Origin of the sequence: Edaphobacter modestus (genome assembly GCF_004217555.1) — a bacterium.
In the GTDB taxonomy this organism is placed as follows: Bacteria; Acidobacteriota; Terriglobia; order Terriglobales; family Acidobacteriaceae; genus Edaphobacter; species Edaphobacter modestus.
On sequence record NZ_SHKW01000001.1, the window covers coordinates 6,055,888 to 6,078,635 of the forward strand.

Genomic DNA, 22,748 nt, shown 5'->3' on the forward strand with positions numbered 1-22,748 from the left:
CTGCTTTGAGGTTTGCTCAATCCAGTAGTTCGCGCCATGGTTTGCGCACGCTCGTTCTCTCTGCAAATCCTCGGTACTGAGGCCTGGGATGTTGGTCATTTTCGCGAGTATATCAACCTGGATGATATGGATATGGTACTCGTGGGAGACTCCATCTCCGGCTGATGGCATCGCACAGAGAAAACCGGGAAGTCTTTCCTCTTCAGGAACTAGCTCTTCATCGTTATATCAATAACCTACACAGGTTATCCTCCACCATCGTACCTGGCTAATGACCATGTTTCATCCCGGCCATGCCCAGACCATTACCCGGCGCCTTCAGGTCGGGGACGATCTCAATGTTCATCATCATGCCGCCGTCTTCGTGATCGAGGATATGGCAATGGATGACGAACTCCCCGATATATCTGTCGTAGAGTGTCCGCATGTGGACCTGATAGTTGTTTTCGACGAAAACAGTGTCATGGTAGGTATGCCACATTCCGCAGTATTGCGTGTCGAGTTCCTGCTTGTCCTTCGGCAGGTCGGTTCTGCAATTGCCATCCTTGTCGAAGATAGAAACCGTCGTACCGTCCTTCAGCTGAGTGGTGACATCCATGATCTCGAAGGGGTTCACGTGGATGTGGAAGATGTGCGGCTCGCCGACGGAGGTCAGCGTCCAATCGTCGATGGTGTTGACCTGACGCTTGAAGTTCACGACATCTGGATCATAGGACTTGCCGTTGATCTGGAAGTAGACATTCCCGCCTCCATCACCGTTGATCGTGAAGTTCGCCTGTTGCACATCGTCGGTCTTGGCAGGAGGAGTTTGGGCAAGATCAGCTAAAGGCGCCCACGGCTTAATATCACCCTTGAGTAATCCGCTGCGGACGGGCTCAGGCAGCTGGGGATTGCCATCGTAAAGTGCCTTCTCGATGTAGGCCACCGAGGCATCTAGGCCGCCCGGAATCGCATGCCCTCCTTCGACGCGAATGTACGCGAGCAGTTGCGATTTCGATGGTCCCGCGCCGCCACCCTGGATGCCGTTCGCTCCCGTTTTGACGCGCATCCCCTCCGGCGCAGCCTGGTCCAGAAGGCAATACGTACCATCCTCGGGGAAGGCCACCAAGATATCGCTCCGGTACCCGGGCTGCAAGTAGTTTGACCCCTGCGCCGCTGACTTGCTCACTCCGGTCAGTGTGTGGATCTTCGTTAAGGTCAACCCGTCAGACGCTATGACCAGCTGTGGCACCAGTGTCTTTGCCGTTGCAGCGCAGTCTCTCGCCACAGTGGCTGCCTGGTCCAAACGGTCGCCTGAAAGCGCCGATTCCGCAATTAGGTCTTTCTCGCCAACGTGCGGCGTTGACTTTACAATCTGCAGATTGATTGTGTCGTGAATACCGGCATGAACAAAGCGCCAGCGCTGGATCTCGCCGGCCGCGATCTTCATCGTGGGCTGCACCTGACCATTGACGCTGGTGAAGCGACCATTCGTGTCCCAGATACTAGCTGACGAGAGCTGCAGTCCAAAGTTTTCGACCACGCCATTTGTTAGTTTGTTTCCTGCAGTATCGGAGGTGTTTGCAGGACATATCCAGGGCGACGTGGACACCTTGTCCGTAGATTTGCTTTGGGCGGTGTAATAGCCATCTTTGGTCAACAGTTGCTGCCACGGCCCTCCTGGAGCGTGCGGATCATCCTTGAAACATCCATAAGGGATCTGCTGGAAGGACAGCACTTGTTCGGTGTATGCTTTTTGCGAGTTATCGTGCAGGATCGTGTCGATGTCAGCGATCTCTCCCTTCTTGCCCGCTTGGTACTCGCGATCACCTCGAACGATCAGTACACCTGATTCACCGCTCGCTACTTGTGTGGCTGTCGAGCCATGGCGGTGCGCGTGGTACCAGAAGGTGCCTGCGGGATGATCAGTTGGAATGTTGATCTCATAGGGAAAGTCGGTCTGTGGCGCAATGTTGAGGAGCACATTATCGCTGTTGCCTGAGGGCGATACATGCAGACCGTGCGTATGCAGATTCACTGTGTTGAAGCACCCAACGCCAGGGGGCAGCCCAAGACCCGCAGGCGGATTGTCATAGCAACTCGGGTCATCGGCATTGAGTTTGTTGTGCATGCCCACGCGCAGCACAGAGCCTGGTTCAACTTCAATCGTTGGGCCGGAGGGACAGCCACCATACGAGCGAAGTTCGACTTTGTCGTCCACATTTGTGGCGGGATTGAACATGGTGAAGTTCGTCCGGACCACATCCAGCTTGACGGAGACTACATTCCCATCGGTCGTGATGCTGGCTGCAGGGTTGCACCCGGAGGGCTTCGGTGGTATCAGACTGAACATGGCGAGCTTGTTGACGCCAGCCGGCGGTTCTTGCTTCAACAATGGAGGCTGCACAAGTTCACGGACCTGCGATTGGGCCGCAATGCTGGCTGCAAACAATAACGTCACGGCAAGGGATTCCAGCATGGCTCGATTCATTGTGCTCTCCTTGGATCAGTAGGCCCCGGTACTTGGATCTAGCTTGTTTGTAGAAATATGCTTTGGGTTCGCAGAAGATTTTACGAACCTCAGTAGTAGATGACCGCCGAATACGAAAATGCCGGCGCTGGCTGCGAAAACAAACGAACCCTGTCCCGGCGCGGCGACCCGATACACAACGGTTGCTAGGGACGAGCCCGCAAGCAGCGACCAGGTCGTCCGATGTGCAGGGAGGAACAGCCAACATACGCACGCTGCAACGAACAATAGCGTCGAGAGCCCCAAGCAGGCAGGATCGATCAAACTCAGAGGCAGTCCGGCTGCTCCAAGCAACGCCCCCAGTACGGGCCAGCAGAGCGGGCAGCCAATCTTTGGCATTAGAGCCAACAAGAGTGGACAACTGCTAACGGTCCGCAAAGACCACCACCTGGGACGACTTTCAGGCTCATGGTTGTGGCACATCAATGTGTCCCTTCCAGAGCGCCGATGTCATCTAAAGCCTGTGTGTCGAGAGGAACTGCTGCAGGGTCTTGCCTGCGAGCCCAGAAAGGCTCTTTGCTCCAGCGCTGCTCGCGTGAGTAGTGTTCGCGGTGGGTCTGTGCGAAGCTGACCCGCTGCTTCTGCTGGATTGCCGCATAGCGTTCGAGCGCGATGGAGCTGTTATGGCAGAGCGTGTCCCCAACAGCAAAGGCGGCAAGGATACCAGAACGCAATGCATGCGTGATCCCTTGCCCCGAAAGCGGGTCGAAGGCACACGAAGCGTCTCCCGTCGCCAGCCACCCATCGCCGTAAACACGATCGAGGGCGACTGTTGCCGCGGACCGCACCAGCGGAGCCGGTTGCATAACGGTGTCTGCCACGAGCGTCTGCACATGCGTGGTGCACTGCAAGGCACGTCGCCATGCCGAACTATCGGAGAGATGCAGACCTCGGCCCAGGTCTGCGTCCGTAAGAATGCTCACCACGCGCCGCTGTCCCGGTAGGGGCGCTGAATACCACCAGCCGTAGGTACAGGCTTCGACGATCGTTCGGGCTTCCATCTCATCATCGTGCTGAAACAGACGCGAGAAAGCCATAAGTGAATCCAGCGAGTTGAAGCGGGCTCCTTGCATTCGAGCGAAGACTGCATTGCGTCCTGTAGCGTCGATCACCCATCGAGCCTCAATGCCGAAGTCACTCATTTGCAACTGCCAGATACCATCGGACCGCTCGGCGCCCTGAAGGACCCGATTGCGCCATACCTCCGCGCCACAGGTGGCCGCCTGGTTTGCCAGCATTGCATCAAATCGATTTCGCTCCAGGTGCCAGCCCTCGCCGGTCGCGCGGAAGAAGTAGTTGCTCTCCTCCAACCGAGGTCCCCCCCAGGCGTGAGCAACTCCACGCGCGCTCCCGCACAACTCTGCTGACATCTGACCCAGGACACCGAGATGTTCCAGTAGCGAACGAGCCATCGGGGGAAGGACCTCGCCGGCTCTCTGGCGCGAATAGTCGGATGCCTCGACCGCAAGCACGCGCAGGGAAGGGAAGGTCTGCTGCAGTGCGATGGCTGCTCCACAGCCGGCAGGACCTCCCCCGATGATGGCTACGTCGAACATCTTCAGTCCGCACGCACCGCGTAGAAAGAGGCGACTACGCCCGCCGGGTTAGTTGCCCCGTTGCTGCCCGGGTGCGGAATCACCCGCACCACCGAGCCGACGATAGCCGGGCGGTCTAGGGTGTCCGTACTAGTCGGCCACGCCGGAACAAGCCAGCCGACATACGCGTAGATCCACTCCGCACCGCCGATGACACCTTTCCCCTGAAAGCGCACCTCAGACGGGGAGCCATAACCGCGAGATCCTCGCAGCTTGAGTGACCAGCCATCTCCACCGATAGTTCCAGTAAGAAGCTCCGTCGGCCCATCGTCAATGACGATGGTTCCGTCGCCGAACATCAGGGAACTCAAGAGTGCTTTGGGATCGGGATTTAGCACGGGCTCGTTCAGAAAGCTACGATAGGTCCACTTGCCAACAAAAGGGTTTTTGCTCATCGTTTCTCCTCGTTTCAGATCTCGAACATGTGAACAATTGCGGGTTAGTCTTCCTGGTTGCGCTCTACGCTGATGTACTTAGGAGGGCCCACGCCCGTATCGGGTGAAGCGGTGTCGAGAAATGCGGGATCCGCATAAGGATTACGAATCACGAATCCAAGCCGCGACCACTCGGTCACCATCTTCAGATCGCCAGCGTTGGTCTGCGGGACTCCGCGCGCCCAACTCAGATACTGGTAGTTCGGTGAGGGCGAAGGATCGCCAACCACCTCGTAGACCTGCATTGGGCGATGAGCCGGCCACCACAGCGTTTCCCATAGCTTCTGCTCGCGCTTCATCCATTCGTCATGTGTGTTCGATGGATCAATGATGTTCCACTCCTCATAGGTCACATCAATCGTCTGCGTCGAACACTCGTTGAAGTCCGCCTGCCACGGCAGCGCCATCATCTTGGTAAGATCGCCAGGCTGCAACCCTGTCTGGTAGTTGCTTTCGAGGCTGAGTGTCACGCCAACATCCGCGACGTAGTCCTCTTCGGAAACCTGATACTTGCTCTCATTCGCTGCAGTCTGCCGAAAGCTATAAAAATCGGGATCGGCCTTCAGACGATACGGCTTGAGGTAGATCGCTGGATTACGGATGATCCATCCCACCTCCGCCCCTGGGCAAAAGGCCCCGCCAGCCAAGTTAGTGAGGACATTCTGGTCGAGCTGGCGACCCGTGTGGTTTTCAATGCCAAGATATGGCTGCCATGCATCGATCTTGTCCTTCGGGGTCCACCCCTCCAGCAATTCGTTCGCGAACATGCCACGCGACCATTGCCGTAGCAGATAGAGCTGGTAGTCCGTGAGCCGCAGGAATTTCGAGGTGAAGGTGTTGCTTATGGGGTTATCCCCGCATAACAGCGGCATCAGAGGCAGGTGATGTGTGCGGCTCGTTGGCTTCCCATCCAGGCGGAATACATCCTCTTCACCCTCCTTGCGCAGCAGGTCATACAAGTACATCCGATACGAGACAAATGGGTCAGTTGTGTACTCGCGACGCAGTTGCTTGAGCTTGTCGGTCAGGAGCTTTCCGGTACGGAACGTCGTATACATGCGGTCGAACGCGGCTTCCACCGGCTCATCTCCACCTGGCTTCGAGTCATCGTTCTGTGTCCCTTCACGGCGCTGGAGCAATTGGAGCTTAGGCTTATCGGGGTAGAGTTCCTGCAACACCGCTCGCAGGACGGTGTGGAGTTCGTCGGACACAGCCTTATATTTTTCCGCGGCGGGAGTGCCCGTCTCCTGGCCCTCGGTGTAGGCGTTCTGCCAGTGAACCACGTAGGCATCAACGTCGATCTCCCCGTCTTCCTCGGGAAGGTCACCGTTCACCGCTCTCGCGAATGCTGACACTGCGTCTCGCAATTGCTTGCGAATATCAGAACGTTGCACAAACCCGCCCAACAGAGGCCTTCGCACCGAAGAGGGTGTGTTCGCCGCCTGCTGATCAAGCTGCGCCAGAACGGGTTCCAGCGCCTCCAAAAAGAGGCTGCCGTTCTGGTTCGCACGGGTTGCTCGTTGCGATGCTCCGGTATACGCCACCTCATTGAGGCTTGGAGGAATGGAAAGCTTCAACAGGTCGAAGTTTCCTCGCTTGGTCTGGTTATGCGGATAGTTCGACTGTTGCAGCACGTTAGTCAGATACGTGTACTCGTCTGCGCGAAAAAGGATCGACCAGATATCGCGATAGAACCAGGGCTTGTAGTCCGGGTTCCATGCAAGGTTTGCAGCCTTCCAGTGGATGATGGCACCTGCATCGGAGGCGTCAATTTTCTGAGGGCGCTGAAAGGTGCCCGTCGCACCATAGATGTCGGTCCTGTAGGCAAACTGCGTGACCGCTGTGTCGTAGAGCACATCGTCCAGCGTCACCATGTCGAGGATTTCGGGCACGTAGGCCGGATAGGCCGAGACGACCCATGCCGGATACTCCACATCGATAAAGCGTGTGCGGCCTACCTCGGTTGAAAACATGACCAATCGCGCCATGACAGGACCGTCGGAGGTGTCATCGAACCAACCATCGTTGTTGGCGTAGGTGTCAATGCGCGGTTGACTAAAGCCTTTATTGAAGGTGCCTGAGTGTCCATGACCGCCGAGCACGAGCAAGCGACCGCTGTCGTCCGTGAGCAGCTCGCCGAGCGTGTCGATGTGGCGAGGCTGCAGCTTCTCCGGCGGGAACGTAGGCGCATAGAGACCATTACCCGTTCGGTCGAAACGTGCTCTGCGGCGACTCGTTCCATCGACGACCTGCGGGCCTGGATCGATGATCAGACACTGGCGGGCATCGGGGTCGGTGATCGCGGGGTTTCGTAGTGGATGGTTCGCAGCATAGCCGTGCTCGCCTTCCAGTTGCTTGAACTCGTACCAGGCTGACTTCTTGTTCGCCAGGTATACCCGCCACTGAATGTCTACCAGCGTGCCATGGTTGCCACCGCCTTTGATCGGATCTCCGATCTTCAGAGGCCGCCCTTCAGGCGATGTCTCGTCGTAGACATAGACCTGAAAACGTGCGGCCTGTCGCTTTATGCGACCGTCCTTGTCCTTGAACGTCTTCACCGTTACCGGCGTCTTTCCGTCTGCCGCCAATAACGGATTGCCGCTCTCATTGCAAGCGATCGGCAGCGCCGTCGGAGTCTCAGGTGAGATACAGAAAGAGTCGGGACTATCGCCTAGTCTTGCGATCCCAATTCCTGGGTGGATTCGATATATCGGCACAGAGGAGTTCCCGCTCACGATTCGTTCCTTTCGCTTCAAAGCCGCAACGCTAATCGAGGAAGTTGAGAGATACGCCGTCCAGTCGAAGCAGCTCGTGCTCCTCCTGGTAGTCAGCACCAACCACCACAAGCGTGATCTGGATCGACGAGGCGCCTTCAGCAAACAACCGCTTGGCGCACTTCGTCACATCCACACGATGGTTGCGCGGCGTATTGTGACTGCGAGGACGCAGATCATACTTGCCACGCTGCGGGACCTCGCAGTGGCCAGGGCCACCGATACAATCTCCGTGGCCGAAGATCGCAAGGTACCCTGCGTAGTGGCTATCGTCGATAGGTGTATTCGCATTGGCGTCTTGCAGGTTTAGAAAGACGCGCACGAAACACGAGCGAGGGAGTTGGGGAACGCGATGCAGCCGGACTTCCGCCTTCGCGAACGAAGACCGCACCGTGCCTTCGATATCGATCGGTTTGGAGACGAACCCTTCCACCGGTGACTCTGCTCCGACTGGCAACAGACAAGTGCTCTTCACATACTCATAGCCGAAGCGGCTCATCTTCAGCGTGTCGCGAATCGTGTAGCTCCACGGCGTCATTACCGAATCCATATCCTCGGGTAACGCATGGGGCTGCATCTCCTGCCAATCGCTCCACAACCGATCGATGTTGGCGTGAATGGGCCAGAAGATTGGATCGTAGGAAGCCGTCAGATTACTGAACATGTCGCCATTGGGCGGCTGGGTGTACAGGTCGGCCCGCTTATGGAACTGACGATCTGCTACTTTGACCGCCTTGTTTCTGTCCGCGGGCGGTTGCGTAGGGGCTACGTAGGAGTTCATTCCACCGGTCCAGATGTGCATCGTGTTGTGTGGGTTCTGGTCCATGAATCCGTACGCGTCGTTGTACAGGCTGCCGCCGCCGAAGTCGCGAAATGTGCGCAGGCTCATAATCTGCTCCATGTCGTCCGCGGTAGGGTAGTGATAGTGAATGACCTTGTTGATCGTGGACGGTTTCTTCTGACTGTCCTGGAACTCTGCTGGATAACGCAGCGGATACCACAGCGAGTTCGCATCGAGGAGCGCATCGGTGAAGCGATTGCGATAGACACCGGCGGTGTACTTCGGGTCTATCAACTTCTCTACCTCTGCGTAGAACTTCTGCTGTGAAGGAAACCGCTTGCCTACCAGAACCTCAAGCGGCTTAACTGGGATCCCTTGGCCCTTCAGAAATACCAGCGATTCTTCGTTCAGGAAGGCCTGCATCGATGGAGGAATGATTGCTCCATCTTGGGGCTTGGAGGGCATATACGCCGGCATCGTCCAGTCCCAGTAGGGCATGGTAACGCCTGGGCAGATATCTTGCATCACCTGCTCGAACTCGTACAGGTAGATACGATGCCACGGAAGAAAGCGCTCCCATCCGTGCTGGCAGTGGTTCTGGTGAATCAGCGCCATATTGTTGTAGCTGCGGGCATCCTGCGGCCAGCTGTTGAGTGCGTACATCTCGCGGAAGACGTAGCGCAACTTCTCCAGTTGCGGAGGCGTCATACAGTCGATGTTCATACGCTGGCGAAGCTCGCCCTTCTGGTGTTTGTACTCGTTCACCAGACCGGAGTACTCTGCATATTCCTTGGCAACATCGCTATAGGCTTCGGGGACGACCTCGACGCGGGTGGTGTCCGACTTCCAGTCCTTCTCTTTCAGGCCGTAGCTCTGACCTTCAGGATCGAACTCTGGTGCGCCATCTGCGATCCAGTCCGCGATCTCGCTGATGTGCTGGGCATCCATTGCGGATTGCCCCCACGGAAGGCGAGGAAATTGTGAACCGTCGAACGGCGCTTCTCCACGTAGCCCCTGCAGCAACGCAGACGACTTCGTTGCTGCGCCACCGCCACAGCAGCTGTGCGATCCTTTTTTGATCTCAATCAGCGGCGAACCACAGAGTTGAGTGGCCATCAAACGGTCATAGGGTAACGACCATAGCTCTTGTCCGGCATAAGAGGAAGCGTCGCCATGGGATGCTTCTTTAAGTAGTTCTCTTATCCGGTCCAAACGGGTCTTGCTTCCAAGGACAGACATCGATATCACTCCCGATTAAGTTGCTCAGCATGCGGGAACTCAGTAAACCAAATCGATCAGGTTCCAGAGGACTGGTGATGTTAATAAATCGCTTGAAGTCAGTGACGGAACACTAACATGGATATGTACACAAGACAATGAGCTTTATCTGAGGTGTTTTCATCTCTTGTTTGGTGGGGGGACCTGGATCTGTCCTCTTTTCGCGGGACAACTGCACCGACTCTACTTGTCGTTTTAAAACATCACTTCAGTGCCGTCTTCGATGTAACGGTTGAAGAGTTCTTAGGCTCGCGTAAATTCCGCACAAGGTGGCCTTGTCCCTTTCGGTCCAGAACCCACTGTAAGGTGCGAACGACGTTCTACGGAGTTAGCGCGGAAGGAAACCCCCTCCCGGCAGAACGGCGATACGACTGACAAAATGACCCTGGCCCGGCTGCACTCCGTCCCACACGTCGAAAACTCTCATTTTTAGCCTGCGTTCAGGTCGCCCCCACCATCGTTGCAGCTCGGCATCCGCGATCTCGATGAGGCCACACTGTGCGTAAAGCCACAGGTCGCCTCGATCGTCCGAAATGAGTGCGTGGATGCTGTCGCAAGGCAGGCCGTTGCGGACAGTGGTGTCCGCATTGTGACGGAGATCGATTTGACGCGTCGTGCGTCTGACGGTCCATAGGCAAGTTGGATCTCCAGAGGTTCCTCAACAGCAAGGACGCGGGGACTGTGCGAGCTTTTTCCCCTAGAAACCTGCTGACAAGGGTCTCGACGGCGTTTCTGTCTTGCAAAGTACCGGATACTGGTTTGGGAGTAAGAGCCTCTGGATCAGTCGGCATAATAGTCATCATTCCTGCTTACTCAGCCATGCCGTGAGTTCGATCATGATCCGTTGCCGTATTCTGATAGCCGATGAATCGATCCCTCGCCTAGTAACGTTTATAGGGTAAGAACTTGCCGGACATGCCGATCTTGACCCTATCGCCTTTGACATTGGGTTCACGCTCGATCTGCATCTCGAAATCTATGGCGCTCATAATACCGTCACCAAACTCCTCCTCGATCAACGCCTTCCATGTGGTTCCATAGGTCTGCATGAGCTCGTAGAAACGATAAATAAGAGGGTCCGTCGGAGGTAATGTCGTCAGCGAACCGCGATTTGGCGACTCGGTCAGAATGGCAGCTTCTGCCTCGCTCAGGCCCAGCAGCTTCGCCGCATTTTCAGCTTCGGATTTTGTAAGCGTCATCTGTCCGAGTAGGGCCGCTGTATAAAGAATTGGAGAACCAGGGCCAATGCCTTCTGCAATCTTGTTCCAACTCAAACCGCGGCTGCGCTTCTCATCTTGAATCTTGTTTGTGACTTCTTCTCTGGTAGGCATGATCGGTTCCCCCTTCGGATGGTTGGTGTCGTTGACTGAAATGGGGGGAGCCGCCGGTCCGCCCTATCAGATGTTTTCTATCAATCTTATTTGCTAACAGTGTAGGAGTATGCTCCTGTGCCAGCCAGAAGACACAACGAATCCCGTAGCTCAACTGGCGTACCGTCGCGAGGCGTTTGAGCATCTACTTCGGTTGCCAACAAAATCAGGTCATGTGAGCCCAATGACCCGAGGAACGGGCAAGCCAGAAATTATCCAGTTGGCCAGATAACCGTCTACTCGTAGAACGGCACATGCTAGCCAGTTGCGGAAACGATCCTTCGTTTGCAGGAAAACCCCGGACTACCAGCCCAGGTAATGAACGAATGGACTACACTCATCCCAATCATGACACGCACCTCACGCTTGAAGAAGCAGCACAAGCCCGTCGGCTTTGGAGACGCGTACGACCCCCGCTCCGTCGAAGGACACCGGAACGCAGTCAATGAGCGAGAGAAACACGCCAGTACAACAAGCGCATGAAAGAGATCGAAGCGGAATGGGAAGCCAACAAGTCTCTCACCGCGAAGCTGGCCGACTGGCTCCTCTCCAAGTTCCGTCGCTTGCATCGCCAGCAATGACCGGTCCTGTGCAGATGTTGCGGTGTGGCAACTTCAAGAATCGTACGGCTGACCAACTCTCCAAATGGCCCATTTTCTCCTGAATCGAGATTTCATCGCATCATCTTACTCCGGGCTGAAACGCATTACTCGGACTGGACAAAATGCGACAACGTGTGATTCAAGCATCTATTGTCATCGAATTGGGAAGTGTGAAGTTTGACTCCAACGTCAGCCGCAGGATACCGCCTCTGTCGTAAGATCCATCTGATAGCGGTTTTTGTCGTCAAGGAGTGTTAAAAGTTGAAATCGGGCCACGGGATGGGGAAGGAAGTATCCTTGCAGGTGCGCATCTCGCGCTTCCTAATTGCCAGCGTTTTGTTGATCGGCACGGCGGCGGTGGTTTTTGCACAAGGTCCCCCCGGCCGCGATCCTTACAACCCTCCTCCCGGTCATGGTGGGATACCGCCAGGCCAGGCAAAGAAGCAGGGGTACGGTCATGTTCCCCCAGGGCAAGCGAAGAAGTATGACGATTGGCGATTTCGGCAGAACGACCGCAGCCACTTCTATTCCCATTATCGGCATGACGCCGACCACTGGAAGGGGAAGAAGCGGCCCATGTTTGTAAGGGGGCAGGCGCTTCCACGCGGGTATACGATCCAGCCCGTACCACGATCGTACTGGCAGGGCGTGCCGCCTCCGCCGCCTGGATATCAGTATGGTTATTCAGACGGGTACGTGGTGGCGTACGACCCGATGACGCGGATTGTGGCGGATGTGATGGACCTGGTCAACGCGGCTGTATCGCGGTGACGAGATCACTGTTCTGCGGAAAGCCTGAACGGGTGCCGGGTTTTTCACATCTAGATTGAGGCGGAACGTGATGGCGGAGACCACTATCGAAGATTGGTGCGGAAGCATGAAACCGACAGAAGCGATTCCTCGCACTTCGCCCCTATTCATACTGCTGATGTCCACCCAAATCTCCAACCGCTGCAGGCTATTTTCGAACGTGTCTCCATTTTGCATATCAAAGTTAACGATGCCTCTCTGGAAATGTGCGCATGTGCTTTTGACTCCTGTATAAGTTGACCGATCAGAAGATGACCGGGGTGGTCAAGCCCGAGCGATCCGCGGATTCTTGTTCCTCGGTGGACAAGCACACTGAGATTGCTCCGACCACAATAGCTTGTACTGCCTGGGTATTTCACAACAAGGGTCCCGTCAGAAAACGTACAATAAGCACGCTAGGGGCTTGGGGATGCGGAGTGTCCTGAATCTGCTTGGGCGATTATCTTGCCTCGCCACTGATAGTCTCCTATCAGGTTGATGTGCGCCCAACTGGTCGGAAGCGATCCAATCGAAGAAGCGTCGGCGCCAAACCGTACCCAGACGAGCATGTGCCAAGTCGCGCCTACGCTCGCGGTAGAGCCTATATCTAACTAGGTCGTGCCTAAAGCCGCCAGGCCTGCGACATTGTTAGCCTCGCTGTTGACAACGCCTTTTGGAGTAGTCCATGTGTGTACCGGTCGCTGTGTAGCTGCCGGCCGTAACGAACATGAGCCTGTCACCGAGGAGCCTTCGCCGCCCAGTAACGGATGTGGCCGGTTGAAGACGATGCGCAACTGGCCGCCGCATTCGATCACAACCGATAAACTGGCTCCTATCCCAAGGCGATTGGCGCGCTGCAGCACGAAGGCAAGTTGCCACAGGACACGAAGCACCGCACGTCGAAATATCTAAACAACATCATTGAGGCAGATCACGGTGGTCTCAAGCGGGTGATCCGTCCCACCCGCGGTTTTCAGACGATGAGAACAGCGTCGGCCACCATCAAGGGATTTGAAGTCATGCGTATGATCCGCCGTCGCCATTGCCTCCTCTGCCGCCCAAGGTCGCCGGCGAAATTAGATTCATCAACAATCTGTTCGATGTTGCTGCCTGATCTGCAGCATCTGTAAGGGCGAGTCGCGTGTGCGCCAGTTAATGCAACAGAGCCCCATTTGCGCCAGAGCACTAAGAAAGCTGCTGGCAAGATATTTTTCACGTAATGAGTATTTTTTTCTCATAGTTTCAGAAAATATCGCTCTATTTACTTGACACCGAGAAATCATCTGCACTAAGTTGATCTGGTCCTCTCCTGTCTCTGTTCTCGCTCTGCCTCGAAGTGGAGCTATTCAGATTCATCACCTGGAGAAAGTGACGAAACGATTCGGGAAGGGGATCAATGCTGCGGTTTTGCAAATGGACAGCTCTGCCAATTTTATTATCAGTTTCGCTAACAATGGTGGCCCAGACGACTCCACCCAAGCTCATCGACGTACATGAGCACTACAACGGTGAGCCGGGCGTGCTCGAAAAGCTGCTTGCTAAACTGGACGCCGCAGACGGTATAGGCATATTGCTGACAACGCCGAAGGGTTTTCCTGAGGCCAGCACGTTTATCAAGGAACACTCGAATCGCTTCATCGGTTTCGCGGACATCAAGCTGGATGATGCGGATGTGCTCCAAGAGATCGACCGGTTCCACGAAGCTGGGTTCCGGGGACTGGGTGAGATTTCTTCCTCATTGAAGAACTACGACGATCGGTCCTACTGGCCTATTTACGACCGCGCGGCAAAGTACCACATGATTCTCCTTTTTCATACAGGTGCAGTTGCGCGACTGAATCCCGCTCAGCCGGCGGATATCAGCTTTGATCGCATGCGAGCTGCTCGTCTTGACTTAATCGCCCGGCGTTGGCCTAACACCATCATTATTGGCGCACATCTCGGAAACCCGGATTATGCAGAGGCTGCGGAGATTGCACGCTGGGATCCCAACCTTTATTTCGATCTCTCGGGTTCAAGCCTCATCAAGAAGAGAGACGATTATGGGTTCTTCCGTTCGATCTTCTGGTGGAGCGGGGTGATTAGCCCACACACGCCCTCCGGCGGTCCCGACGCATTTGAAAAACTTGTCTACGGTTCGGACGTGTTTCTCGGAGAATTAGGAGAATTCGATGATAGCCAGGCGCGCTATCACGCCATGCTTGATGCTTGCCGAGTGACTCCGTCCGTGCAATCCATGATCTTCTCGGGAACGATGTGGCGCATCTTGCAAGAGCAGCAAAAAGAAATTGCGGCAGATACCGGAAAGTGAGCGCTCGTTAGCGCTACAGCATGTCCAACCTGCAGCTTGATTCCTTCAATAACAAAATTTCATCGCGAGGAATAGCACCCGTGCAAAGTAAAAGACGGTATCCAGATTTTGTGTTTCTGGTCACAGCGCTCTCGATTCTCCCTAGCCTTGGATATGGAGAACCGGTGAGTTTAACCCGGCATGGAGATAATATTGAGGTTCAAATCGGTGGCAAACCATTTACAACCTACACTTTCGATCCCAATATCTCCAAAGCTTTTCTGGAGCCTTTGCGCGACGCGAACGGAGTTATCGTCACACGTCAGTTAGCCGTCGGAAATGACATTCCCCCAGGTCACGAGCACGACAAGGGCTTCGAACCCCATCAGCGCGCCATGTATTTTGGACACGGCGACATCAATGGTTATTCTTTCTGGATCGAAGAAGCGTTCAACAAATATTACACACACTCGGCTCCCCCGCCATATGGCCGAATGGTATTTCGCAAGATCGATGAGATGCGGAGCGGTACCTCTTCTGGAGTCATCCGGGCCACGTTCGATCTTGAAGGTCCAGATCGCAAGCCGTTTGCCCAGGAGACCCAGGAGTACAAATTCAGTGGCGATAAGGATTCCCGCGTTATCGATTGCGAGTTTGTAATCAAGGCTGGCAAGGAGCCGGTGAAATTTGGTGATACCAAAGAGGGGACCTTCGCTGTTCGTCTGGCTCCAGAGTTGGACGCCCCTGGCGGAACCATGGTTAATTCGGAAGGCGGCGAAGGGGAATCGCAGGTGTGGGGCAAACGCGCCAATTGGGTGAATGTCGACGGTGTCATTAATGGTCAGAAACTCGGCGTCGCTGTGTTCGATAGCCCCGATAGCTTTCGTCATCCGACATATTGGCACGCTCGCGGTTACGGTCTGTTAGCGGCGAATCCCTTTGGTCTCAGTTATTTCTATTCAGACCCAAAGCACAACGGAAGTTACACGCTTCCCGCTGGAGAATCTATTAAATTTCATTACCGTGTCCTCATCCACGAAGGTACCTACAAGGATGCAGGAGTCTCAGAGAAATACAGCCAGTACGTTGCCCATCCATAACAGGTTGCAGTCGAACGCACTAATTCACAAGCATAATGAGGAGGTTCAACAATGGACGAGAGTAGGCGAGATTTTCTGAAGAGTGGCTCCATTGTGGCCGCTGCGGCAGCGATTCCAAGCAGCCTCCATGCATTAGGTGTGCAGGGAAGAATTTTGGGTGCAAATGATCGTGTTCGCGTGGGAATTGTCGGATTGCGTGGACGCGGAGAGAACCACATTCGTGGCTATGGGGCTCTGCCCAACGTTGAAATTGCGGCGCTGTGCGACATCGACGACAGCGTCATGAGTGAAAGGCTGGCCCAGGTGCGAAAGATGGGCTTTCAGCCAAAAACCTATACCGATATTCGAAAACTGCTCGATGATAAGTCAATCGACGCTGTATCTATTGCGACACCCCATCACTGGCATGCGCTTATCGCCATCTGGGCAATGCAGGCCGGGAAAGACGTGTATGTAGAGAAGCCCTGCTCACATAACCTGTGGGAGGGTAAGCAATTGATTCGTGCAACGGAGAAATACAACCGAATCGTGCAGCATGGAACCCAATCCCGCTCCATGCCGGCGATGATAGATGCTATGCACAAGATGCAACAGGACGCGGTCCTGGGAGATATCTATTTATCCCGCGGCTTATGCTTCAAGTGGAGAGATACCATTGGCCATACGCCCGTATCTCCTGTTCCTCCTGGAGTAGATTACAACATGTGGACTGGACCGGCGCCTCTCCAACCATTTACTAAGAATCATTTTCACTATAACTGGCACTGGTTCTGGGACTACGGCAACGGAGATTTGGGCAACCAGGGCATTCATCAACTGGACATCGCTCGATGGGGATTGGGACCCGGCTTCGGCTTCCCCAATAGGATCTCGGCAGTTGGCGGGCATGTCATGTTCGACGACGACCAGCAGACCCCCAATGTGCTGAATTGTGCCTTCGAATATGATCGACCGGCAGGTAAGCGAGTCATCCTTGAGTTCGAGGTTCGCCATTGGATCACCAACCACGAAGCGGGCATCGGGGTCGCTCGTGCGGCTTCGGCGGCCTCAGCCGAAACGGCGCAAGGTGGACTAGGACCGAAGGAAGGGAGTTACAACTCAGTCGGAAACATTTTCTACGGGCCTAAAGGATATCTGGCGATCGACAACGCATCAGGTTACAAGACCTATCTGGGCCGAGAACAGCAACCAGGTCCATCTGCGCCTTTAGATAAGGAATGCCATTTTGCGAACTTTATTGCCTGCGTGATCAGTCGTAAGAAGGAAGACCTGAATGCTTCTATCGAGGAGGGACACTTGACCTCCGGGTTGGCGCATCTGGCGAACGCTTCCTACCGGCTCGGCAGAACGCTGAATTTCGATCCGGAAACACAGATGGTCAAGAGTGACAATGAGGCCAATCTGCTCCTGCGCGACGGCGACCGCGGCTACCGGGCGCCGTTTGTCGTACCGGAGCACGTTTAACTACTACAGTTGCAGATTGACCTTGCCCTCAGAATGCGTACCCCATATGCGTAGGGGGTGAGGGGATAATCCCGTCGTCGTCGAGGTTGTGGGAGTGTGGGAATCGCGCAGCGATTTCATACTTCCACAACCTGCTTTTCAGGCTGCTTCGAGCTGCAGTTGCAGCCAGGCTTGTTCGAACCCAACTGGACTTTGGTAGCCGATCGTCGAATGCATCCGTTCCTGGTTAGACCAGAGGATCCAGTTCATCACAGCATCTTGGCTGCACGCACGGTCATGAACTTCTCGCCGTGCAGGCGCTCGACCTTGAGCGATCCGAACAGCGTTTCGGTCACGGCGATGTTCCGGTAGCTCAAGGCAAAACGAAATTACAGCCATAAGCATTGCTCCACCACTTTCGCTTGGAAAACGGTGCCGACGGTATCTGCTCTCAGACGTATTCACCACGCCAGCTTCTCACATCCGCCGTGTCACGAGCTGTCCAGTTCATCCAGTTGCGGATCCTTAGCGGCCCGGCACGGCGGTTTCACTGCCTCCGCGAAATGGGCGAGGATCTTCGTATCGATCGGATCGGACTTCGCCAACCTGCCCGTTGCTCGTAAAAATCTCTTACCCTACGCGGATTCAGGACAGCCACTGGCAGCCAGCTTTCCCAGAGAACGAGCTAGGTCGTATCATAGCCACCAGTCGCTTCCAGCACGACCCGCTCGGGTATGAGATTCCAAGCCGCATCTCCTGGCCGAACCGCCACGTCTAACCTGCCATTGGAAAGGTCAACGCCAACCCAGATCTCACTCATCGAGCCTCACAGCGTGATGTCCACCCTGTACTCGCGCTTGCCCGGATACGGGGCTCAACTTGATGGCCCAGGCATTCATTCAAGCTTTAGGCAGCATGTGTGGCGACCCAGAGCTAAGCTCGGTCTGTCAGACCTGCGTACAAACGATCAGCCACAGATCCAAATAAAAGCGTATGGTGTGGTCCGTCTTCTGAGGCGGCCCCGATCAGTGCATGATGCGTGGCGTGGGTACCTGCTTGATTGCCACCCTGACCGGCTCGGAGGGCGCGCTTTGGCCATTGGCATTGGACGCCGTCACCGTATACTCCGTCATTCCCTTGATTGCCGCTGGTTCGATGAAGCCGGGCACTGTGAGCCCCGATGCAACGGTTTGTGAATTCAACCCTTGAGTGCTCACAACCGTATAGGTTTCAGCTCCGGGTGCGGGAGTCCACGTAACAGAGACATACCTGCCATTGATCGAAGCGTGTACGTTTACAGGGGCATCAGGCGGAGAGCCGCTTGGCAGTAAGCCATAAACGCATAATTGTCCAGTCCCAATATTCTCCTTACCGAAGCTGGCCAGGTACACCTTTCCATTCGCTACGGTGGGAGGTGCCATCTTCGAGTAATTATTGCAGTCATCTCTCTCTGGGTTTTGGAGGGAATTCCAAAGCTCATGGCTGATATTGTCGGCATCATAGGCGTGGAGAACGCCTGGTCGAGACTCATGCCAGGAATCGCCGGATGCATGGATTGCAGCCCAAAGGATTCCGTCCTTGTCGCCATTTGCAGAGAGAGATAGCATCGCGCCAGGATGGCCCTGGTTTATCTCAGGTCGGATCATCACTGGTGTCTCATCGATTTTATCCCCCTCTAGCCTGTATACGCGGGCTTGGTCCCGCTGACCCCAGAGGTATAGTAGATAGCCTCGCTTTGCACTCTTCCAATACACGACGCTGTGCATATGTGAGCGTGTAACCTGGAAATGCTGCACAGCATTCTCGTCTCCTAAGTGGCCGAAGCTGTCTGTATTGAGGAGGTAAAGTACTCCTTCTTTACCTCCCCCCACGACCAGGTGCTTGGCCGGAATCAGTGTTGCCCCTGCGGAGTCCAGGTCGAGGTCATGCTTGTCGAGATCGAAATGATTGGTGGACGTAAACCAGTCCAGTAAGTTCATGTGCGCGTCGAGTTTCATAAAGCTCTCGCTAAATTGTGTCGTTCCATTCCAGCTACCATTGCCAGTTACAAAATAGATATTGCCCTTGTCATCTACGGCAGGTGCTTGGCCAGATTGCCAAATACTTGCTCCGTCGCCACCTGGGGAAGTATTGAAAACGCCGACCTGAGCGAGCGAGGTCGCGTCGTAGCCGAGCAGGTACCCGTGGTACGGCTCCTTGTCGCAATGCGAAGCATATCCGATATAAATATCGCGCCCAGCAAGAAAAAGCGCTGGACGTTGATTTTGCAGCAGAGGATCGAAGCCCGGTGCCTCAATAACTGTTGGGCTGTTCGGTAAGTCAGCCCCAGTCGCTGGATCGAGAGCGTGCAAGCGTTGCTCAAACTTCCCATTAGCCTTTGTCAGCGACACCACATACAAGGTGTTCTTTTCGGCGTTGATGACAGGCGTGCCGATGATACCCATATTGCCGTTAATATCGAGGCAGCCGAAGTCTGCATCATGAAGGTTCGCCGGAGTGCCAAAGTTTACGTGCCAGAATGGAGCTAGTGCAGTCGCATCATGCGCATCGAACGCATACACACTATTGTTCACGGTGGTCACATAAACTACATCATGCCAGCCCCCGCCGATTCTAACCTTTGTGAGGAGAAGAGGTTGAGTATAAAGCTGATCGTCGACGACACGCTTGAACAGCATGCCAAAATGCTGCTTATTCACGTTGGCCGGTGTGAGAACCCTCTCGCTCAGGTTTGCGCCCGTGCGTGCACTGTCATTGTGTTGCGTCAGTACATCTACCTGAGCGAACGCCACAGCTGGCAATAGAAATGCGGAGAAAAGTACGTTCGGCACGATTCGACGCGACAACTTCCTAAAGGTCATGAGGGTTCTCTCCAGTACTTCTTTGCGCAGACGCCTGCTTATATTGTTTGTGTGTACCGTGCTTTCCAAGTGAGTATCTTTAGCATTGCGACACGAGGTCACATTCACGTTTTCACTATTGTTGATTGCAAATAGAGAAGTGCTGAGACCCTTCGGAGTCTTGATACGGAAAAATTCGGCACTATATTGGGGCTCAAAAAGCTAATGCATCAGAGCCCAGTTGCCTCGGCATGCACACATCAATATTTGCACCAGAGCCCAGGAATCGACGGCGTTCATTTCGAAAACCTGAGTTCTCGGCGTCGATCTTTCCTAGTTCAGGTTGACAGCTCCCGCATCAGGCTTACGAATGAATAAGAATAAACAAGCGGTGGCAACCAGAGGCAAAAGGCCCGCCGCTAGAAATGCTGGTCCATAGGAAAATCGATCGACAGTGATACCTACGATAAAGGTAAAGGCGACACTAGCGATCCCAGCCGCGAGCCCACTAAGTCCTGTTACCGTGGCGACTACATCCTGGGGAAACAAGTCTGACGGTAAGGTCAAGCCCATGGTGGACCAACTGGCGTAACCCCATAGGGCCACGCAAATCAGCGCCAGGGCGGCGTAAACGCTGTGGACGCGGGCCGCGGGAATACCTGCGAGGATCGGCAGACAACTCACAGCACACACCCAGGTACGAGCGCGAATGATAGAGACTCCGCGACGAATACAGTAACCGGATATCAGCCCACCTGTGAAATTCCCCAGATCCGCGGCAACAAACGGCATCCAAGCAAAGATCGCGATTTGCTTCAGGCTAAAGCCACGAGCATCACTTAGATACTGCGGCAACCAGAAGACATAGAACCACCAAATCGGATCAGTAAGGGCACGACCCAGTACGATACCCCACACATTGCGATTACCCGCCAGGCGAAGCCACCGCTGAACGCCTTTATCCGGCGACTGAGAAGCCATCTCCTGCCCTGCACGGATGAGGGCGACCTCTTGGGGCTTCACGCGCGGGTGACGATCGAGTGGATGGTAGATACGCAACCAGGCAAATAGCCAAAGGAAGCCGAGCACTCCCGAAAAGACAAACGACCATCTCCAGCCAAATGCCAGGGCTATCCACGGTATGATCAGCGCCGCCAGGGCCCCTCCCACACTGGAGCCGCTGTCAAAGATTGCTACTGCTACACTGCGCTCCTCACTGGGGAACCACTCCGCAACGGTCTTGCTGGCTCCTGGCCAGTTCAGGCCTTCTCCAATGCCTAACATGAATCGAAAAGCGACAAAGCCCGAAACAGAGCTGGCAAATCCCATCAACATATTCACCAGGGACCACCAGACCACCGCTGCAATCAAGCCGATCCGAGTACCCACAGCATCCAGGAAGATACCTCCGATCAGCCAGGTAATGGCATAGGAGAGCTGAAAGGCGCCGATAATCTTTGCCAGATCCGTATGAGTAAGGTGATACTGCGCCGCTATCACCGGCGACAATACGGAGAATGTCTGGCGACTGATGTAATTGATAGCTGTAGAACAAAAGAGTGTCCATACTATCCACCATCGTGTTCTTCCCGCACGCATTTTCTGCGGTACGGGAAGAATTGGTTGCTGATTGAGGCCCCGTGTGGCCATCTTGTGTCACCCCTTGGCACAAAATCGTGGACGCGTGCTCCGCGCCCTATTTGCGCAGACAGCATTTCAGGACAGCGTAATCTGGAAGCAACATTTCCCAGTGGACTTATTCACTAACACGGGGAACATCCCTCTTAGCGCGACATTCGCTCTCAGCTGTATGGTATTAATTCACCTAATTGAGCGGCGGAATCTCTGTCCAGATAGACGGTGACATCTGGATGTGTGCGGAGGATAGTAGCGGGGCACTCGGTAGAGATAGCTTCCTCGAGAGTCCTCCGCATAATTTCGGCCTTGCGGCTTCCAGGTACCGATACAATCAGTTTTGGAACCCGAAGCATTGTTGGAATCGTGAGCGAGATAGCGAACTCCGGAACGTCTTCGGTAGTGTTGAACCAACCTTCCGCCGCCTGCTGCTTTCGGCATGCGGCGTCCAAGTGGACAATTTTTACATCTGCGGGGTCATCAAAATCTGCAACACCGGGATCATTGAAGGCCAGGTGTCCGTTTTCTCCAATCCCGAGCAAACATAGTTGCGGTTCCGAGGAGCGAAGTTTCTCGGCATAGAAGCGGCACACCTGCTCAGGATCGGAGGCGGTCCCATCCACCTCAAAGAATTCTTTCATCCGCACCTTCGATGTTAAGTACCTACGAAGGTAGCCACGGAAAGACGCCAAATGATCGACCGGCAGTCCTATGTACTCGTCTAGGTGGAAACCGCGTACTTGGTCCCAAGGCAACCCCTCTATTTTCGTCAGTGACTCCAGAGTATCGAGCTGCGAGGCACCCGTGGCAAAAATTGCTGCGATAATCTCGTTGCTTCGGCCCAGATCCTTTAATGCTTCTGCAGCGGCTCGAGCCGCTGCATCGCCCATCAACTCGCGAGTGGGGTAGATCTCTAACTTCATTGCCCCCACCTTGAACTGCTGAACTTCCGCGCTTTTGATATCCATACTAGAAACTCCTCTCGAAGATAGGTCGTACAACATCATTGACTCGGTCTTGCTCCCAAAGGAGCTAGGTTGGTTACCTACCATTTAGTAAGGGCCTGCCCATTCCTCGCTTTCCCGGTGTGCCCATATATAGAAAGCGTCGTTAGGCCAGTCCTAAATTTTGATACGTGATCACGCGGATGATGTCAAGAAAATTTTCCTGCAATTGAGATAAAACAACAATAATAGAAGAAAATAGATCGAAATGATGCTGATTAGTGTCCAAGTCCGGTTCGGACTCCCACCGGAACCGCGTCGACGGCATCGCCCATCGGGAGGTCGGCTGGGCAAATAGAGGTTT

Annotated in this window: 15 protein-coding genes and 1 pseudogene; 5 read left to right on the forward strand and 11 right to left on the reverse strand. The window is 54.7% G+C overall.

What is annotated here, in order from left to right; all coding sequences use genetic code 11:
• Window positions 1–268: 268 nt before the first annotated feature.
• From BDD14_RS25685 to cynS, 6 genes are all read right to left on the reverse strand, one after another.
• Window positions 269–2,470, reverse strand: a complete 2,202-nt coding sequence (locus BDD14_RS25685) for a multicopper oxidase family protein (protein WP_207231832.1) — start codon at window positions 2,468–2,470, stop codon at window positions 269–271.
• Window positions 2,471–2,931: 461 nt separating this feature from the next.
• On the reverse strand, window positions 2,932–4,065 hold the full coding sequence (locus tag BDD14_RS25690) for a tryptophan 7-halogenase (protein WP_130422455.1): 1,134 nt from the start codon (window positions 4,063–4,065) through the stop codon (window positions 2,932–2,934).
• 2 nt (window positions 4,066–4,067) lie between these two features.
• A complete protein-coding gene (locus BDD14_RS25695) occupies window positions 4,068–4,499 on the reverse strand; it encodes a hypothetical protein (protein WP_130422457.1) in 432 nt (143 codons plus the stop codon).
• Between the two features lie 44 nt (window positions 4,500–4,543).
• Window positions 4,544–7,255, reverse strand: a complete 2,712-nt coding sequence (locus BDD14_RS25700) for a LodA/GoxA family CTQ-dependent oxidase (RefSeq protein WP_165420250.1) — start codon at window positions 7,253–7,255, stop codon at window positions 4,544–4,546.
• A gap of 49 nt (window positions 7,256–7,304) precedes the next feature.
• Window positions 7,305–9,209, reverse strand: coding sequence for a tyrosinase family protein (locus BDD14_RS25705; RefSeq protein ID WP_130422461.1), 1,905 nt, complete (start codon window positions 9,207–9,209; stop codon window positions 7,305–7,307).
• Window positions 9,210–10,252: 1,043 nt separating this feature from the next.
• Window positions 10,253–10,702 carry a cyanase gene (cynS, locus tag BDD14_RS25715; RefSeq protein ID WP_130422463.1) on the reverse strand — a complete coding sequence of 150 codons (450 nt, stop codon included), beginning with the start codon at window positions 10,700–10,702 and terminating at the stop codon, window positions 10,253–10,255.
• A gap of 902 nt (window positions 10,703–11,604) precedes the next feature.
• On the opposite strand from cynS, the gene BDD14_RS25720 reads away from it, so the two are divergent.
• Window positions 11,605–12,114, forward strand: a complete 510-nt coding sequence (locus BDD14_RS25720) for a hypothetical protein (protein ID WP_242618205.1) — start codon at window positions 11,605–11,607, stop codon at window positions 12,112–12,114.
• Window positions 12,115–12,743: 629 nt separating this feature from the next.
• On the opposite strand, the gene BDD14_RS25725 is transcribed toward BDD14_RS25720, so the two are convergent.
• Complete coding sequence (locus BDD14_RS25725) at window positions 12,744–13,025, reverse strand: hypothetical protein (protein WP_130422465.1); 282 nt, start codon at window positions 13,023–13,025, stop codon at window positions 12,744–12,746.
• On the opposite strand from BDD14_RS25725, the gene BDD14_RS34720 reads away from it, so the two are divergent.
• The 4 genes from BDD14_RS34720 to BDD14_RS25745 all read left to right on the forward strand — a co-directional run bounded on the left by BDD14_RS34720 (window position 13,005) and on the right by BDD14_RS25745 (window position 16,986).
• Entirely contained in the window at window positions 13,005–13,262 is a 258-nt protein-coding gene (locus BDD14_RS34720; RefSeq protein ID WP_423201772.1) for a DDE-type integrase/transposase/recombinase, read from the forward strand. The two genes, BDD14_RS25725 and BDD14_RS34720, sit on opposite strands and share 21 nt — an antisense overlap.
• A gap of 266 nt (window positions 13,263–13,528) precedes the next feature.
• Window positions 13,529–14,443, forward strand: coding sequence for an amidohydrolase family protein (locus tag BDD14_RS25735; RefSeq protein WP_130422467.1), 915 nt, complete (start codon window positions 13,529–13,531; stop codon window positions 14,441–14,443).
• Window positions 14,444–14,463: 20 nt separating this feature from the next.
• Window positions 14,464–15,522 (forward strand): DUF6807 domain-containing protein, encoded by a 1,059-nt coding sequence (locus tag BDD14_RS25740; RefSeq protein WP_130422469.1) that lies wholly within the window; start codon window positions 14,464–14,466, stop codon window positions 15,520–15,522.
• 51 nt (window positions 15,523–15,573) lie between these two features.
• Window positions 15,574–16,986, forward strand: coding sequence for a Gfo/Idh/MocA family oxidoreductase (locus BDD14_RS25745; protein WP_130422471.1), 1,413 nt, complete (start codon window positions 15,574–15,576; stop codon window positions 16,984–16,986).
• Between the two features lie 138 nt (window positions 16,987–17,124).
• Here BDD14_RS25745 and BDD14_RS33320 read toward each other — a convergent pair.
• The 4 genes and pseudogenes from BDD14_RS33320 to BDD14_RS25760 form a co-directional block, all read right to left on the reverse strand.
• A pseudogene (locus BDD14_RS33320) lies at window positions 17,125–17,324 on the reverse strand (IS3 family transposase); the annotation flags it as partial.
• Window positions 17,325–17,990: 666 nt separating this feature from the next.
• Window positions 17,991–19,934 carry a PQQ-binding-like beta-propeller repeat protein gene (locus BDD14_RS25750; RefSeq protein WP_130422473.1) on the reverse strand — a complete coding sequence of 648 codons (1,944 nt, stop codon included), beginning with the start codon at window positions 19,932–19,934 and terminating at the stop codon, window positions 17,991–17,993.
• Window positions 19,935–20,138: 204 nt separating this feature from the next.
• Window positions 20,139–21,455 carry an MFS transporter gene (locus tag BDD14_RS25755; RefSeq protein ID WP_130422475.1) on the reverse strand — a complete coding sequence of 439 codons (1,317 nt, stop codon included), beginning with the start codon at window positions 21,453–21,455 and terminating at the stop codon, window positions 20,139–20,141.
• A gap of 152 nt (window positions 21,456–21,607) precedes the next feature.
• Window positions 21,608–22,408, reverse strand: coding sequence for a glucosamine-6-phosphate deaminase (locus BDD14_RS25760; protein ID WP_130422477.1), 801 nt, complete (start codon window positions 22,406–22,408; stop codon window positions 21,608–21,610).
• Window positions 22,409–22,748: the final 340 nt, after the last annotated feature.